The following is a 16,038-nucleotide window of genomic DNA, read 5'->3' on the forward strand; positions in this document are numbered from 1 at the left end:
GGCTTGGCGAACAAGGAGGTTCCGCGCTATTCAGTTAATTCTTATGACTTTTCCCGCTTCCAGCGAGTCAGCCTTGACAAGCCGTCAGCCCACCGGCTCCCCGGACGACGAAGGGGCGGCCCACGACCGGGCCGCCCCTGGGACACACCACGCTCACCTCACGCGCCGAACGCCTTCGCCTTCCCCTTCACCGGCTTGGCACCCGCCAGCAGATGAGACGGGACGAGATCCCTCGCCGGTTCGCTGTAACCCACGGAAACAATCTTGTCGCCCTGGAACGTGAACGACGTCAGGGACGCCAGCGTGCACTGCCGCCGCCGCGGGTCGTGCCACAGCCGCCGCCGCTCCGCGAAGCTCCGCACGATCCAGATCGGCAGCTGATGGCTGACCGCCACCGCCTCGTGCCCGCGCGCCGCGTCCCGCGCCGCACCCAGCGCCGCCATCATCCGCACGACCTGCTCGATGTACGGCTCGCCCCAGGACGGACGGAACGGGTTCGTCAGGTACTTCCAGTTGCCCGGCTTCTTCAGCGCGCCGTCGCCGACCCCGAACGTCTTCCCCTCGAAGACGTTCGCCGCCTCGATCAGCCGCTCGTCGGTCGCCGTCGTGAGCCCCAGCGCCGCCGAGATCGGCGCCGCCGTCTCCTGCGCCCGCTCCAGCGGCGAGGCCACGACATGCGTGATGTCGCGGTCCGCGAGGTGCTCGGCGACCCGGTCGGCCATCTTCCGGCCCAGATCCGAGAGGTGGTACCCGGGGCGGCGCCCGTAGAGGACACCCTCCGGGTTGTGCACCTCGCCGTGCCGCATCAGATGCACCACGGTGAAGTCTTCGCTGCTCATGTCACCCATTCATTCAGTCGTCGGTCCGTAGGGCCGTGGGGGGCGTGGGGCCGTGGAAGCACAGTCCTGCCCGGGGCGCGCGGCCGGCCGGTACGCGCCGGGCGGCCGCGCTCCGGCTCAGGCCCTCGCCTCGGCCGCCGCCCGCGCGGCGGCGGGCAGCGCGGCGGCGATCCGCTCCACCGCCGCGGCGTCGTGCGCGGTCGACACGAACCACGACTCGAACGCGGACGGCGGGAGGTAGACGCCCTGGGAGAGCATCGAGTGGAAGAACGCGGTGAAGCGGAACGACTCCTGCGCCTTCGCCGCCTCGTAATCCGTCACCTCGGCGTCCGTGAAGAACACCGAGAACATGTTGCCCGCCACCGAGACGCGGTGGGCCACGCCCTCCTTGGTCAGCGCCGCACCGACCAGCGCCCGCACCTCGGCGGAGACCGCGTCGACCTTCGCGTACGCCGCGTCGTCCAGCAGCCGCAGCTGCGCGACGCCCGCCGCGGTCGCGACCGGGTTCCCGGACAGGGTGCCCGCCTGGTAGACGGGGCCGGCCGGCGCCAGATGCGCCATCACATCGGCGCGCCCGCCGAACGCCGCCGCCGGGAAGCCGCCGCCCATCACCTTGCCGAACGTCATCAGGTCCGGGGTGACGCCGTCGATGCCGTACCAACCGGCCTTCGAGACACGGAAGCCCGTCATCACCTCGTCGGAGATGTACAGCGCGCCGTTGGCCGCGCAGAGGTCCTTCAGCCCCTGGTTGAAGCCGGGCAGCGGCGGGACGACGCCCATGTTGCCCGCCGACGCCTCGGTGATCACACACGCGATCTCGCCCGGGTACGCCGCGAACGCCGCCCGGACCGCCTCGATGTCGTTGTACGGCAGCACGAGCGTGTCGCCCGCCTGCGCGCCCGTCACGCCCGGGGTGTCCGGCAGCCCGAAGGTCGCCACACCCGAACCGGCCGCGGCCAGCAGCGCGTCCACGTGCCCGTGGTAGCAGCCGGCGAACTTCACGACCTTGGCCCGGCCGGTGAAACCGCGCGCCAGCCGGATCGCGGACATCGTCGCCTCGGTGCCGGACGACACCAGCCGCACCTGCTCGACCGGCGCGATCCGCGCGACGATCTCCTCCGCCAGCTCCACCTCGCCCGCACCGGGCGTCCCGAACGACGTACCGCGCGCGACCGCCTCCTGGACCGCCGCGACCACCTCGGGATGGGAATGTCCGAGGATCATCGGTCCCCACGAGCACACGAGGTCGACGTACTCCCGGCCATCGGCGTCCGTCAGGTACGGACCGGTGCCGGACACCATGAACCGGGGCGTACCGCCCACGGCCCGGAAGGCCCGCACCGGCGAATTCACGCCACCGGGCGTCACCTGGGACGCCCGGTCGAACAGCGACTGCGAAACAGGGGCTTCATAAGGAAAAGTCACAGCGATCCTGACCTGCATATACGGAGGAAGGGCGGCGCCACACGGACACGGCCCGGCTGACAACGGTGCGGGAAACCCTGGCGCACGACCGGCCCGGCCCACGCCGTTCCTTCTCGGTCCTCTGGATTCCTCCCGCTCTCGGCCGGGCGTCAGCCCCCGCGCGTCTGCGAAACTGGGGCATCGTACGAAGGGGTCACGCCACCCATGGTCTCAGAGGCGCCCGGGGGCGTGCGGCGGGGCGGTTTCACGCGCCGGTGACGGGGGAGATTCTGAGACGATGATCGGGTTGCGTGGCTGAGGCTGCGAGTGGTCGGGTGGGAGATATGCATCGCGGTGGCGGACTGGGCGAAGGGACCGAGGACCGGGGCCCGGAACGCGCCCAGCGCGGCCGCCACCGGCGCGACGGGATCAAGGGTGGGCACAGCAGAGGCGGCCGCATGGGGGTGACGTACAAGTACTTCGGCGCGCCGAACGGCGCCACCGCCGCCCGTGTGCCGATCTCGATGCGTCCCGAGGAACTCGGCGGTGACGAGCTGGGCATGGGCGGCATGTTCACCAAGATCAAGCCGGAGACCATGGCCGCCATGGTGCTCACCGGCATCGAAGGCGTCCCGCTCCACAAGGTCCCGCCGCTCGAACTCGTCGTCCTGCACCCCGACTACGCGGTGGTCAAGCTGCCGATGACGGTCGTCGACCCGCTGCGCGGCATCGGCGAGGAGTCCGTCGGCGCCGCCGCGTTCATATGGTCCACCGTCCCCGACCGCGGCGGCCCGCGCGACGCCTACACCGTCTACCAGCTGCTGCACGAGTGGCAGGACTTCAGCCACCGGCTCCACGAGGCGGGTCACCAGGCGTACTGCCTGGTGTGGCCGTAGCCGTGGCGCCCGAGGGGCCGGCCGGCGGGACTTCCCCGACGGCCGCGGAATCCCCGCTCGGCACCGACGCCTGGGAGACCGTCGAGGCGCTGGTGGCCTGGCTCGACCGGGAGAGCGCCCTGCCGCCCGAGCAGGAGCGGCTGCTGCGGGTGCTGAAGCTCTCCGAGGAGGCGGGCGAAGTGGCCCAGGCCGTCATCGGCACACTGGGACAGAACCCCCGCAAGGGCCACAGCCACACCTGGGAGGACGTGCAGCAAGAGCTGTGCGACGTCGTGGTGACCGCGCTGGTCGCCCTCACGACCCTCACCCCGCGGGCCCGCGAGGTCTTCGACGGGCATCTGACCGCTCTCGCGGCGCGCCTGCCCCGGGGCTGATCCGGGCGGGTGGCACCACCGTGCGACGTACGGCCGTTCAGACGCCCGGTGCGGTGTCCATCCCGTCGGGGCGGGCGGCGGTGAGGTAGCGCTGCACCACAGGGGCCAGCCAGGCCACGATCTCGTCCCGTCCGAGGTCCACGGCGGGCGGCAGGCGCAGGACGTAGCGGCACAGCGCCATGCCCAGGATCTGCGAGGCCACGAGCGCGGCACGGCGCGGCGCCTCCTCGGGTGCCGGGCAGACCCGTGCGATCACCGGCCCCATCTGGTCGCGGAACACCCCGCGCATCCGCTCCGCGCCCGCCTCGTTCGTCACACCGACGCGGAGCATGCCGGTCAGCGTCTCGTCGCACTCCCAGCGCTCCAGGAAGTGGCGGACCAGGCGCGCGCCCATCTCCTCCCGGGGCACGGCCGCCAGCTGCTCCGCGCGCAGATCGATCGCGGACGCGGCGGCGAACAGGCCCTCCTTGTTGCCGTAGTACCGCATCACCATCGACGGATCGATGCCGGCGTCACGCGCGATGGCGCGGATCGTGGCGCGCTCGTAGCCGTCGGCGGCGAAGCGTTCGCGGGCGGCGGTCAGGATCGCGGCCCGGGTGGCGTCGGAGCGGCGGGGGCGGGCGCCGGAGACCACGGTGGCGGCGTTGACGTCCGCCGCCACGGCGTCGGGGGAGGGTACGGAAGCTGCGCGCTCGGCCATGCCCACAACTGTATGCCCACAGACGTGGGCCCCGGCAGCTCCGCGACCCGGCCGGAACAGAAGCACACCCGCCCTGACCTGCGACGGGACGGAGCGCACGGACCCACCCGCATCCCTTTGCCCACAACCGTTGACTCGGCGGCCGTGGCGGACGTACGCTTGCCAACAAGCGTTGACCAACAAGTGTTGGCAATGATGTCGGAGCGCCACCGCCGGTCGGCCGCGTAGGTCACCTAGGAGGCGTCCCGCACCGCCAGCAGCACGTCGGTCGCATCAGGTTGGGCAGTACGTGTGGCACGGGGAGGCGGCCATGAACGGCATGCACGACACATCCGGTACGGGGTCGGGCGCGGAGCGCGCGGACGTGCTGAGAGACGCGGCGGACCCCGCGGTCGCCCAGGCACCGGCGGGTGCCCGTGGCCGGGCCGGCGCGGAGAGGCCGGACGTCGCGGGCGAGCCACCGCACCCGGCGGCGCGGGGCGGTGCGGCCGGGCGGGAAGCGGTCGGGGCCGAGGGGGAGAAGGGGGCGGGAGACGCGGTGCAGCAGGGGAACACCGCGCCCTCCGGTCCCGGATCCGCCGACGTCCCGGCCGAGGTGCTGGTCGTCGGGGCAGGGCCGACGGGGCTGCTGCTGGCGGGGGACCTCGCCGAGGCGGGGGTGCGGGTGACGCTCCTGGAGCGCCGCCCGGAGACCGTCAGCAACCTCACCCGTGCCCTGGTGGTCCATGCCCGCACCCTGGAGCAGCTCGACGCCCGCGGTCTCGCGGACGCGCTCGTCGCCGCCGGCCATCCGCTGCGGCAGCTGCGGCTCTTCGGCGGCGTCACCGTCAACGCGAGCCGGTTGCGGTCACGCTTCCCCTTCGTCCTCGCCATCCCGCAGTACGAGGTGGAGCGGCTGCTGATCCGGCGCGCCCGTGAGGCGGGGGTCACCTTCCGGTACGACTCCGCGGTGGAGGACGTCCGGCAGGACTCGTCCGGGGTGACGGTCCGCGTCCGCGACGCCGCGGGGATACACCGCCTCCGCGCCGCCTACCTCGTCGGCACGGACGGGGTCCACAGCACGGTCCGCACCGCGCTCGGGGTGCCGTTCCCCGGCCGCTCCGTGCTCAACTCCCTGATCCTCGCCGATGTGCGGCTGGCGCAGCCCCCGCCGCACCCGTTCACCCTCAAGGCCACCCGCGACGCCGTCGCCCTCATCGGTTCGTTCGGCGACGGCTGGTACCGCGTCACGGGCTGGAGCCCCCACCACCAGCCCGCCGAGGACACGCCCGCCGACCTGGACGAGGTCCGCACCCTCACCCGGCTCGCCTTCGGCACCGATTACGGCATGCACGACGCCCGCTGGATCTCCCGTATCCACAGCGATGAGCGGCAGGTCCCCTCCTACCGCATCGGCCGGGCGTTCCTCGCGGGCGACGCCGCGCACGTCCACTCCCCCGCGGGCGGTCAGGGCATGAACACCGGTCTCCAGGACGCCGCCAACCTCAGCTGGAAGCTCGCCTCCGTCCTCCACGGCCACGCCCCGGACTCCCTGCTGGACAGCTACCAGGCCGAGCGGCACCCGGTCGGCGCGGCGGTGCTGCGCACCAGCGGCGCCCTGCTCCGCCTCGCTCAGCTGCACACCCCGCCGCAGCGCGCCGCGCGGGCGGCTGTGGCGCAGTTCGTCAACCACGTCCCGCCGCTCGCCCGGGGCGCCGTCCGCCAGCTCTCCGGTCTCGCCCTCTCCTATCCGGCGCCCCGCAGAGCCCACCCGCTGACCGGCCGCCGCGCCCCCGATCTCCACCTGGCCGACGGCGACCGCCTCTACGCCCTGTTGCGCCGCGGCACCTTCGTCCTCATCACCCCGCCCGACGAAACGCCGGACGCCCCGAGCGACCGTCTGACCACCACTTCCTGGCGCAGCGACCGCCGCACCGCCCTGCTCGTCCGCCCCGACGGCTACATAGCCTGGGCCGACGACGCGACCGACCCGGCGACCCGCGCCCCGGCCCTCCGGGACGCGCTCCGACGCTGGACGGGAGCGCCCCTCCCCACCGACGACCGGCCCTCCGCCCAAGCCACCGATCGCACCGCTCGCCACGCCCCCGGGCCGGCTGCGGCCTGATCGTCCGGGTGGGGCAAGCGGCCGTGGAGTCCGTTTCCGGGTCGGGCCTCTCCTCCGGCCGCCGCCCTCCGCGAGAGCCTGGGGGTTGCCTCGGTGCGGTGCGGCGGCCTCGGATCAGGCACCGCCTCGGCCCGGCCGGTGCAGGTCGCCGACCGGTGGCCGCCGCTCGCCGGCCCCGGCTATCGGGTTACCGACCGCCATGCCCTGCCCCGGACCGCCGGGCAACGGCCGCCGAACACCGGCCGCCGACCCCGGAAAACGCCACACCGAAAGGAGATGCCAGACGGTACGGCCCACACGGCCCCTTCTCCCCCCCTTCCTCGCCCCGCCTCTTTCCTTCCCTCCCCTCTCCTCCGGTCGGCGTCGCTTCCCGGCGTCCATCACTCGCCCGAGCGGCGTGGAAAGGCGGTGCTTCTACGCTGGGGCGCATGGTGATCGCCCGTTCCGTCTTGCTGTTCGTTCTTGCCGCGCTCTTCGAGATCGGCGGGGCGTGGCTCGTCTGGCAAGGCGTGCGGGAGCACAAAGGCTGGCTGTGGATCGGTGCGGGCGTCATCGCGCTGGGCGTCTACGGCTTCGCCGCGACGTTGCAGCCGGATGCCGAGTTCGGGCGCATTCTGGCCGCGTACGGCGGGGTATTCGTCGCGGGCTCCCTCGCCTGGGGCATGGCCGCCGACGGCTACCGGCCCGACCGCTGGGACATCACCGGCGCCCTCATCTGCCTGGCCGGCATGGCCGTGATCATGTACGCCCCCCGAAACCGCTGACCCCTCCGGGACCGACGTGACAACCCGGGCCCCAACCCCAGCCAACCCCGACCGCCCGCCCCCACACCTCCCATGGGCCCCTCAAGCGGCCAGGTGCCGCCCTCCCCCCCCCGCTGCTCCCGCTGCCGCTCGCCGCACCGCGTTTCGTCCAAGATCGTGCCGCCTATCCTGGGTGGCGCACCGGGCGCCCGTCGTCGCGGCGGGTGTCTCCGCCCCGTCCCGAGGAGAGCGCATGACCGCCGAGGAGCGCACCGCAGGCGTCCGTACCGCCGTCGTCACCGGAGCCAGCAGCGGTATCGGCGCCGCCACCGCGCGGCAGCTGGCCGACGCCGGGTACCGCGTCGTGCTCACCGCGCGCCGCCGGGACCGTATCGAGAAGCTGGCCGCCACGCTCCCGGACGCCGAGGCATACGTGCTCGACGTCACCGACCGGGCGGCCGTCGACGCGTTCGCCGCCTCCCTCGGCCGCTGCGACGTGCTCGTCAACAATGCCGGGGGCGCCCTCGGCGCCGACCCGGTGGCCACCGGTGATCCGGCGGACTGGCGTGCCATGTACGAGGTCAACGTCCTCGGCACGCTCCACATCACTCAGGCGCTGCTGCCCGCGCTGACCGCGTCCGGTGACGGCACCGTCGTGGTCGTCTCCTCCACCGCCGGGCACGGCACGTACGAGGGCGGCGGCGGGTACGTCGCCGCCAAGCACGGTGAGCACGTCCTCGCCGAGACGCTCCGGCTGGAGCTGTGCGGGCAGCCCGTCCGCGTCATCGAGATCGCACCCGGCATGGTGAAGACGGAGGAGTTCGCGACCACCCGCTTCCGGGGCGACACCGCGAAGGCGGCGAAGGTGTACGAGGGAGTGGCCGAGCCGCTCGACGCCGATGACGTCGCCGCCACGATCACCTGGGCCGTCACCCGCCCGTCCCACGTCAACATCGATCTGCTGGTGGTCCGGCCGCGCGCCCAGGCGTCCAACTCCAAGGTCCACCGCACCTCCTGAGACCGGCGCGCCGGGGCACCCGGGACGCCGTCGGGCGGCGTTCCGGAGGGCGCTGCGGGGCGGCGCGGCGACCGCTCACCGCGCCCACACATCCCGCCCACAGAAAGATCACCATGAAGATCAACATCGGGCCCTGGTGGGCCACATGGAATCCGCGTCGCGGGGAACGGGGAGAAGGGTGAGTACCTTCCGTAACCCTCTCCCCCGTATCCGCCGTTCCGGCCGCGCCCTCAAGCGCGCCGCCGTACTGACCGTCGCCGCAGGCGCGCTGACCGCCGGTGTCTCCGCCGGTCCGGCCTTCGCCGCCATGGGCGACAACGTCGTGGACGGCCCGGCCGCCTGCGCGTTCTACGAAGGCCGGCAGACCACCTCCTTCGGCGACCAGGGCGACCGCGTGTCGCAGATCCAGTGCCTGCTGGCCAACCGCAAGTACCTGGGCTGGAACCGTCTCAGCGGCACCTTCGACGCCCCCACCCTCGTGGCCATCGTCAACTTCCAGCGGAACTACGGTCTGGTGCCGGACGGCGCCGTGACCCCCGAGACCTGGAACGCGCTGTACCACGCCGGTACCGTCGCCGCCTGATTCCTTCCCGCCCCACCCGTAAGGGCCGTCTCCGGGCGGCCCTTACGGCTGTCCGGGGCCGGTCAGTCCAGCCCGATGCCGATCAGCGCGAGGGTGATGTTGTCCGGTCCGCCCGCCTCGATGGCGGCCTTCCACAGCGTGAACGCGGCCTTGCTGTTGTCGTTCGCGTACCGGCACAGCACGTCGTCGATCTCGTCCTCCGGTACGGGGTCGGTGAGGCCGTCGGTGCAGATCAGGTACCGCGCGTCGGGGGTGTGCGGGACGGTCGCGACATGCGGGACGACGGGGGTGAAGCGCAGTCCGCCGCCCAGCGACTGGGTGAGGAGCGAGGTGGTACGGCGGCCCTGGGAGAGCGGCGGGTTGTCGTCGGTGCTGAGCCGCCGCAGCCCGTCCGGTCCGGCGGCGAGCACCCGGCTGTCGCCGACATTGAAGGCGAGGACGGAGTCGGCCAGGGCGACCACACCGGCGACGGTGGTGCCCATGGTGGCCAGGGCGCGGTTGCGGTCGGCGGCGTCGTAGACCGCGCGGTTGCAGACGTCCAGCGCATCACGCAGCGCCTCCTCCGAGTCCAATGAGGCGCTGGACATGGAGAGTTGACGTACAGTCAGCTCGCTGGCGACCTCTCCGCCGGGCTGGCCGCCGATACCGTCGGCGACCGCCACGACCAGGGGGTGGCCGAGCGGGAAGACGAGGGTCTGGGGGTTCTCGGTGACGGTTCCGCAGAGCGTCCAGGGGCCGGCCACCAGACTGTCCTCGTTCTGCTCGCGGACCAGCCCCGTGTGGCTCAGCGCGGTCACGGTGACGTACCGCATCGGCACACTCCCCGCCGCCCGCCCCGACCGGGCCGCCTCGGCATCGCTGCTACCCCGAGACGCGCCTGCCGCACGCCTCCCCTCCATTGTGTGCCCGGGACCGGCGCCCGCGCCCGGCGAGCGAAGGGGGGCGGAGGCGGAGGCCGGTACGGGACGAGGCGAGGACGGGGAGCGGAGGCCGGTACGGGACGAGGCGAGGACGGGGAGCGGAGGCCGGTACGGGACGAGGCGAGGACGGGGAGCGGAGGCCGGTACGGGACGCGACGGGGCGCCGGGAAGGCCGACGGGGCCGGGGAACCGAATTCAGCGCATCGACTTCAGCACGTCAGCGTTCCGGCGTACGAACACCTCGCCCGACATCCCGCCGGAATTCAAACAAATCCAGCCTCCGATGTCTCGGAAGCCCGGAACTTCAGCACTTCGACACTTCGGCACTTCGGCACTTCGGCACTTCGGCCACACAAACTTCGCCCCACGGAGAATCCCCCGAAGAACTCTCCCGATAATTCCGAGAAAAAATCCACGGAAAAATTCAGCGCGCCGAATAATTCAACGGGCCGAGCACGGCACCGGCGCCACCGGCGGAACGGGGTCGAGGAAGAAGCGCCCGTCGCTCTTTTCCACATCCCAGGTCATGCAGAGATGCGGCGCGTGCAGTTGTACCTGCTTTTCATTCGGGTGGGAAACGGTGATCTCCGGGGATTCCCCGGAATCCTTCACCTTGCCGACCAGTGTTTTGGCGTAGGCGTCGGCGCCGTCACCGTCGAGGTAACGGGCGAGGTTCTCCGCGTCACCTTTCCGCAGATCTTCCTCCACACCGGAGGCGAGTTTCTGCGGTGAGGGCGCTCCCGGGTCGGGCTCCCGTGCGATGCCGACGACCACCACGGCGATCCACCCCGCGAACACGGCGAGACCGAGCGGGAGAAGGAGGCGGCTGCTTTTTCGCCTGACCTCCCGGGGCTGCGTCGTCGGCGTCGCACTCCTCCGCGCTGTCGGCATCCGCCCTCCTCGTTCCACCTGCTCCGTGCACCTGGCGGCGAGTGGGCGGGAATCACCCCGTAAGGGTGCGGCCCACCCACCGCCAGGCAAGAGTACCGGATCATATTCCGGTCAAGAGCACCGGATCATTTGTGGATCGTGATGCACGCCTTGGTGCCCGGGTACTTGCTCCAGTATCCGCACATCCGGGTGTTGTTGGGGAAGCTCTTGTTGATGGTTTTGCTGACCTTCTTGTTCTCGACGCGCCGGGCGCTGACGGTCTTACCCGTCCACTTCCATTTCCCCGCGGTGATGACCGGCTTGTCCTTCCAGGCGCGGTTGTTCGACTGCTTGTCGAGGGTGAATTTGTTGACCTTGAGTTTGGTCCCCTTGACGTTGAGGCAGACGGAGCCCGAGCCGTCGGTGGAACCGGGGTTCCCGGTGCACCCCTCCGCCGAAGCGGCGGCCGGCGAGGCCGCCAGCGCAAGCAGCGACACACAGCCCGCCAAGGCGCTCGCCGCGAATCGCGTACGCCGCATTCGGTCTGTCATAACTTCTCCCCTGTGTATGGCGATTCGGCATGTGCGGGCAGCGCAACGCCCCGTCAGCCGTACCGAATCCCCGATGAACTGACGTGACATCACCCGCTCCCCCTTCTTACTACAGACATGTAGTAGAACGCCTCCCCGGGGGAGCCCGCCCGGGGAGCGGCGAGGGCCGCGTCGCTCCCGCGGGGCCCGCTTCTGGGCCGGACATCGGGCCGGTCCCGGCGTGTCCGGCCTGCGCGGGCGCCGTTGGACAGGCCATGACCCAGGACGATGTGGTGCGCGGCGGCCGTCCGACCGGGCACCTTCCGGTGCGGCGACTCTTCCGGGCATGGGCGGGGCTGCTCAAGGTGGACTCGTTGAGCATCTTCGCCGCGCCGGTGGCCGTCGGGCTTTCCGCCGTGCCCCGTACCGCGTGGGCCGCACCCGGCAGCGCGCCCCTGGCAGGTGCCGAACTCGCGGCCGCTGCCTGCCTCTTCGTGGCGACCGTCGTCCTGGACGACCTGCACGGGCACCGTGACGGCAGTGACGCCGCCAACTACGGGGGCCCGCACGATTTCCGGGATCCGACGCGCAAGCCCCTGCTGTCCGGACTGATCTCACCGCGGCAGGCGGCCCGGTGCGCGTACACCGCCTGGCTCGCCGGTGCGCTGCTGTGGTGCGGTGTGCTGGCGGCGGCGGCCTGCCGACCGGTGGCCGTGGTCGCGCTGCTCGCCGCGCTGACCTGCTGCGCCCCGCAGTACTCCTGGGGGCTCCGGCTGAGCTACCACGGTTGGGGGGAAGCCCTGCTCGTCTACTTCTCGGTGGCGCTGGTCCTGGCCCCGGCGTGGCTCGGGGGCGCGCCGGACGCCTGCCGGATGCCGTCCGCGAACCTGCTGGCCCAGGCGTTCCTGGTGGGGGTCTGGCACGTCACCTTGAGCTCGTACGCCAACTCGGCCGACGTCGTCGGCGACCGGGCCGGCGGCCGGGCGACCGCGGCCACCGCGCTCGGACCGCGCGGCAACCGCGGCTATCTGGCCGCCCTCGCCACATCGGACCTGCTCCTGACCCTCACCGTGATCGGCACGTCCCCGGCGCCGTGGTGGTCGGCCGCCGTACTGACACCGCTGGCCGCGGTGCGGACCGCCGCGGCCCGCTCGTACCGCACGACCCGCGACGCCCGCACCGCGCACCGCCACTTCTGGCACCTGTACCGCCTGGGCTGGCCCGTCCTCGCGGTACTCAACATCAGCACCGGCTGACCGGGGCGGACGCGAGCCGCCCCGTCTCCCACCACCCGGGCGACCGGGCAGCCTGCTCCTCACCCCTTGACGCAGACAACCTGCTTCAGCTTCGCGACCACCTGCACCAGATCCCGCTGCTGCTCGATGACCTTGCCGATCGGCTTGTACGCGCCCGGGATCTCGTCCACCACACCGGAGTCCTTACGGCACTCCACACCCGCGGTCTGCTCCTCCAGGTCCTTCGTCGAGAAGCGCTTCTTCGCGGCGTTCCGGCTCATCTTCCGGCCGGCGCCGTGCGAGGCGGAGTTGAAGGACTTCTCGTTGCCCAGACCACGGACGATGTACGACTCGGTGCCCATCGAGCCGGGGATGATGCCGTACTCGCCGCTGCCCGCGCGGATGGCGCCCTTACGGGTCACCAGCAGGTCCAGGCCCTCGTACCGCTCCTCGCTGACGTAGTTGTGGTGGCAGCAACACTGCTAACTTCATATGAGGCTCGAACAGATGAGCCTCGCCGTACGAAGTGGAATCGATCTTGACGTTGGCAGCGGAACAACCGAAGAGGAAACTCAGCGCGGCAGAGGTGGAACAGCTGGTCAGCCGCCTACGCGGGGCTCCGGACAACGCCCCGGGCCTGGAGGAGGCCAAGGCCCTCCGGGCCGATGGTTGGCGCCTGGTGGTGGCGTACTGCCGGATATCCGACGACGCCCACAAGCGCGACGGTCACGGCGTGGAGGACCAGACGCGGCACTGCGGCCGGATCGCCTCGGGAATCCGGGCCGTGGTCGTCCACCACTACATCGACAACGACAAGTCGGCGTCCAAGGCGGACGTGGTCCGAGCCGACTTCGACAGCATGATCGACGCGCTGGAACGTGGCACCACGGAGAACGGCTTTCCCGTAGACGGCGTGGTGTGCGTAGCCGACGACCGTCTGTACCGGGGCGCCTACGCCTACGAGCGGTTCGTGGACTCGTTCACCGCGCACCCCGGCAGGGTCTACGCGGACGACACCGGACGCCACGACCTCTACGGAGACGGAGCGGAGTACCGGGGACTTCTCGGCGTCGCGGCGTCCCGCTCGGAGACGAAAAAGAAGAAGCGAAGGGCACGCCTCAACCATCTCGCCCGTGCGGAGCGCGGTGAGCCGGTATCGGGGCGCCGCCCCTTCGGCTGGAACGCGGACAAGCTCACGCTGCGCCCGGACGAGGCGAGGGTTGTCCGCCAGGGGGTCAAGGACCTGCTGGCAGGAAAGAGCATCACCACGGTGACGTGGAACTTCGTCGGCTCCGGTGTCACGACCACAATGGGCAACAGCTGGCAGCTCCAGACCGTCAAGCAGATCCTGCGCAACCCTCGCATCTGCGGCTACCGGAAGCTGAACGGCGAGCTGGTGACCGACTCCGAGGGCAACCCCGTCGTCGGTAAGTGGGAGCCGATCGTCACTCCCAAGGAGTGGTACGCGGTCACCACCCTGCTGGAGCAGAGGCGTAATGCGGGTGGCTGGGACGGTTCGGGCGACGGGAAGCGGACGCCACGCAAGTACCTGCTGACCGGGCTACTGCGGTGCGGAAAGAAGCTGGAGGACGGGCGGACATGCCATACCAAGATGAACGGAGCCCCCGCCCGAAAGACGCACGCGTACCGTTGCCGGGCCGTGCTGGACGGGGGCTGCGACAGGCTGAGCCGCCAGGGCCCGGCCATCGACAAGCTGATCACGCAGCTCGTACTGGCCAAGCTGGAGAAGCGGGACGCGGAGCGTCAGCCGGTCGAGGAGACATGGGCCGACGAACCGCAGCTCGATGCCGCACAGCGCAGGAAGACCGCGCTGGAGGAGCAGTGGCACGCCGAGGAGATCAGCGACTCCACGTTCTTCGCTCTGCTGAAGAAGGAAGAGGCGGAGATCAAGCGCCTCAGCAACGAGCGGAAGGGGTGGGCCGCCCGGCAGGAGACCTTGCGGAACGAGGTCACGGATGTTCGGGCCCAGTGGAAGGACATGGACCTACAGCAGAAGCGGACAGTCATCTTCGACGCCTTGGAAGCCGTGATCGTCCTTCCGGGCGTGAAGGGGTCTCACAAGTTCGACCCGGGCACGATCATTCCGGTGTGGAAGGCGGAAACCTCTAGCTGAACCGCACGCCGAGAACGTGGCCGATGCTGCTCCACTTCTCGGCGCTCCACTCAGGGGAACGCTCCAGCCACTTGGAGCCCCATTCCCTCTCTTCCGCAGTCAGGTCGTCGGCGGCCATCCCGGTAGTACTCGGGGTGGCCGCCGATTCGTTTGCGGTCATCGCGGTCGCCCCTCTCCTTCGTGCTTGAGCTGGAGTGCGGCGGCCCGTTGCCCTCGAACGGTCTCGGCGAGGAATTCTTCGCCGGGGCTGTAGCCGGTGGCGAGGTAGCGCCAGTCGGAGAGGACGAGGGTTTCGGTGTGGTCGTAGGTGGGGTGGCCGTTGCGGGCGCGGGCTTGTTCGGTGGCGTGGGTGCGGCGGGCGGTGCGGAGGGCGCCGAGGGTGGTGGAGTAGCGGCGGGATTTGGTGGAGAAGTGGCCGCGATGGCCGAGCATGTGGGCCCACTTCCAGAGGTTGAGGTGGGCGAACTCGGGGCGTTGGCCGAGGCTCCAGCAGGTGTGGAGGAGCTGCCGAACGTGCCGGGTGACAGGGAGGGAAGCGGGCGGTTCGGCGAGGCCGGTTCCGGCGCAGTCGGGGCATTCGGTCCGGTGGCCGGTGGGTGTGGTGGTGGCGCCGCGTCCCTGGCAGGGGGCGCAGTAGAGGGGCCGGTCGATGGTGCCGGTGGCTTCGGCGCCCTTGGTGGCGTACTTGGCGACGTAGGCGGCGACGCCCCGATCGGTTAGGGGTGCGTCGGTGGTGGCGGGGGCTATCTCGCGTACGTCGATCTGGTCGCCCCAGGTCAGTTCGCGGTCTCCGACGGTGTCGGAGGCGACGGTGAGGCGGACACGGGCGGCGGCGGCCGGGATCGCTTCGGCGAGGAGGGCGGCGGTTGCCCAGGAGGGCGGGCGTTCGGTGTTGCCGTCGGGGCCGTCGAGGCGGATGACCGCGTGGAAGTGGACGATGCCGCGCTTTTGGTATTCGGCGACCTTGGCGAACGACAGGCGTAGGTGGTCGGCGAGGGAGCGTTGGGGCAGTGCGGCGCGGGCGGCGATCTCGCGGCGGAGGTAGGTGGTGAAGCGTGCCCACAGGGCGCCGGCATGGGCGTTGAAGAGCACGGCGCCGCAGTAGTCGTAGGTCAGCGGGTCGAGCGGGGTGCCCAGCGCCGGATCGTCGTGGGTGTGGTGGGTGCCGCAGCGGCACGGGCGGCGGGCCTCGGCGGGGGTGGTGGGGCGGTTGTGGACGGGGCCGAAGCCGGGGGCGGTGAGGGTGGCGAACACGCGGGGGTGGGTGGCGACGGTTTCGGGGACGGTTTTGCCGCCGCAGAGTCCGGCGTGGATGAGGTGGTAGGTGTCGGCGGCGTAGACGCGGGAGCAGGCCGGGCAGCGGGTGGCGCGCCGGTTGCCGCAGGGGAGCAGCAGGCGGCCGGTGGGTTCGTCGGCGGTGGTGAAGGCGTGGAGCACTTCTCCGGTGGTGGCGTGGTGGGTGGTGGTCTTGCCGACGAGGGCGATGGGGCGAGAGCAGCCGCCGAGGCGTTCGACCTGGGCGCGGGTGCGGTCGAAGTCGGGGTGGGCGGCGAGGTGAAGCAGGTCCCGCACGGCGGGCGAGGTGCCGTGGCGGGGGTTGTGGTGGGTGTGCATGGGCGGGTCCTCGGGGGCGGGGCGGGCCGCCCCGAGCAGCCGTGGGCGTGCGGTGCTCGGGGCGACCGGCCACG

The 16,038-nt window shown here is 71.4% G+C and carries 16 protein-coding genes and 1 pseudogene; 8 read left to right on the plus strand and 9 right to left on the minus strand.

What is annotated here, in order from left to right; all coding sequences use genetic code 11:
* Positions 1-158: 158 nt before the first annotated feature.
* Entirely contained in the window at positions 159-839 is a 681-nt protein-coding gene (locus ACZ4M8_RS22375) for a histidine phosphatase family protein (RefSeq protein ID WP_467609883.1), read from the minus strand.
* Between the two features lie 117 nt (positions 840-956).
* Positions 957-2,264 carry a glutamate-1-semialdehyde 2,1-aminomutase gene (gene hemL, locus ACZ4M8_RS22380; protein ID WP_467609885.1) on the minus strand — a complete coding sequence of 436 codons (1,308 nt, stop codon included), beginning with the start codon at positions 2,262-2,264 and terminating at the stop codon, positions 957-959.
* Between the two features lie 323 nt (positions 2,265-2,587).
* Here hemL and ACZ4M8_RS22385 point away from each other — a divergent pair, with 323 nt between their 5' ends.
* Positions 2,588-3,139, plus strand: a complete 552-nt coding sequence (locus ACZ4M8_RS22385) for a hypothetical protein (RefSeq protein WP_399088974.1) — start codon at positions 2,588-2,590, stop codon at positions 3,137-3,139.
* Complete coding sequence (locus tag ACZ4M8_RS22390; protein ID WP_467609887.1) at positions 3,130-3,513, plus strand: MazG-like family protein; 384 nt, start codon at positions 3,130-3,132, stop codon at positions 3,511-3,513. The genes ACZ4M8_RS22385 and ACZ4M8_RS22390 overlap by 10 nt, the downstream gene beginning before the upstream one ends.
* Before the next feature lie 37 nt (positions 3,514-3,550).
* Here ACZ4M8_RS22390 and ACZ4M8_RS22395 read toward each other — a convergent pair whose 3' ends face one another.
* Entirely contained in the window at positions 3,551-4,213 is a 663-nt protein-coding gene (locus tag ACZ4M8_RS22395; protein ID WP_467609889.1) for a TetR/AcrR family transcriptional regulator, read from the minus strand.
* A gap of 310 nt (positions 4,214-4,523) precedes the next feature.
* On the opposite strand from ACZ4M8_RS22395, the gene ACZ4M8_RS22400 reads away from it, so the two are divergent.
* The 4 genes from ACZ4M8_RS22400 (at position 4,524) to ACZ4M8_RS22415 (ending at position 8,661) form a co-directional block, all read left to right on the plus strand.
* Entirely contained in the window at positions 4,524-6,317 is a 1,794-nt protein-coding gene (locus ACZ4M8_RS22400) for an FAD-dependent monooxygenase (protein ID WP_467609891.1), read from the plus strand.
* Between the two features lie 428 nt (positions 6,318-6,745).
* The gene (locus ACZ4M8_RS22405) at positions 6,746-7,081 is read left to right on the plus strand and encodes a YnfA family protein (protein ID WP_467609893.1); all 336 of its coding nucleotides are present in this window, start codon (positions 6,746-6,748) and stop codon (positions 7,079-7,081) included.
* 232 nt (positions 7,082-7,313) lie between these two features.
* Positions 7,314-8,078, plus strand: a complete 765-nt coding sequence (locus tag ACZ4M8_RS22410) for an SDR family oxidoreductase (protein WP_467609895.1) — start codon at positions 7,314-7,316, stop codon at positions 8,076-8,078.
* Between the two features lie 178 nt (positions 8,079-8,256).
* Positions 8,257-8,661: a peptidoglycan-binding domain-containing protein gene (locus tag ACZ4M8_RS22415; protein WP_467609897.1), complete on the plus strand. Its 405-nt coding sequence runs from the start codon at positions 8,257-8,259 to the stop codon at positions 8,659-8,661.
* Between the two features lie 62 nt (positions 8,662-8,723).
* On the opposite strand, the gene ACZ4M8_RS22420 is transcribed toward ACZ4M8_RS22415, so the two are convergent.
* From ACZ4M8_RS22420 to ACZ4M8_RS22430, 3 genes are all read right to left on the minus strand, one after another.
* On the minus strand, positions 8,724-9,473 hold the full coding sequence (locus ACZ4M8_RS22420; RefSeq protein ID WP_467609899.1) for a PP2C family protein-serine/threonine phosphatase: 750 nt from the start codon (positions 9,471-9,473) through the stop codon (positions 8,724-8,726).
* Between the two features lie 549 nt (positions 9,474-10,022).
* A complete protein-coding gene (locus tag ACZ4M8_RS22425) occupies positions 10,023-10,358 on the minus strand; it encodes a hypothetical protein (protein WP_467609901.1) in 336 nt (111 codons plus the stop codon).
* A gap of 239 nt (positions 10,359-10,597) precedes the next feature.
* Complete coding sequence (locus ACZ4M8_RS22430; protein WP_467609903.1) at positions 10,598-10,990, minus strand: hypothetical protein; 393 nt, start codon at positions 10,988-10,990, stop codon at positions 10,598-10,600.
* Positions 10,991-11,256: 266 nt separating this feature from the next.
* Here ACZ4M8_RS22430 and ACZ4M8_RS22435 point away from each other — a divergent pair, with 266 nt between their 5' ends.
* Positions 11,257-12,237: a UbiA family prenyltransferase gene (locus tag ACZ4M8_RS22435; protein ID WP_467609904.1), complete on the plus strand. Its 981-nt coding sequence runs from the start codon at positions 11,257-11,259 to the stop codon at positions 12,235-12,237.
* A 59-nt stretch (positions 12,238-12,296) separates the two neighbouring features.
* On the opposite strand, the pseudogene ACZ4M8_RS22440 reads toward ACZ4M8_RS22435, so the two are convergent.
* Positions 12,297-12,689 (minus strand): annotated as a pseudogene (locus ACZ4M8_RS22440) (RtcB family protein); the annotation flags it as partial.
* A 65-nt stretch (positions 12,690-12,754) separates the two neighbouring features.
* Here ACZ4M8_RS22440 and ACZ4M8_RS22445 point away from each other — a divergent pair.
* Positions 12,755-14,350: a recombinase family protein gene (locus tag ACZ4M8_RS22445; protein WP_467609906.1), complete on the plus strand. Its 1,596-nt coding sequence runs from the start codon at positions 12,755-12,757 to the stop codon at positions 14,348-14,350.
* Here ACZ4M8_RS22445 and ACZ4M8_RS22450 read toward each other — a convergent pair.
* Entirely contained in the window at positions 14,343-14,510 is a 168-nt protein-coding gene (locus ACZ4M8_RS22450) for a hypothetical protein (RefSeq protein ID WP_467609907.1), read from the minus strand. The genes ACZ4M8_RS22445 and ACZ4M8_RS22450 overlap by 8 nt on opposite strands.
* Positions 14,507-15,964, minus strand: coding sequence for a replication initiator (locus ACZ4M8_RS22455; protein WP_467609909.1), 1,458 nt, complete (start codon positions 15,962-15,964; stop codon positions 14,507-14,509). The genes ACZ4M8_RS22450 and ACZ4M8_RS22455 overlap by 4 nt, the downstream gene beginning before the upstream one ends.
* Positions 15,965-16,038 lie beyond the last annotated feature (74 nt).

The organism is Streptomyces sp. NPDC027185, assembly GCF_055567035.1.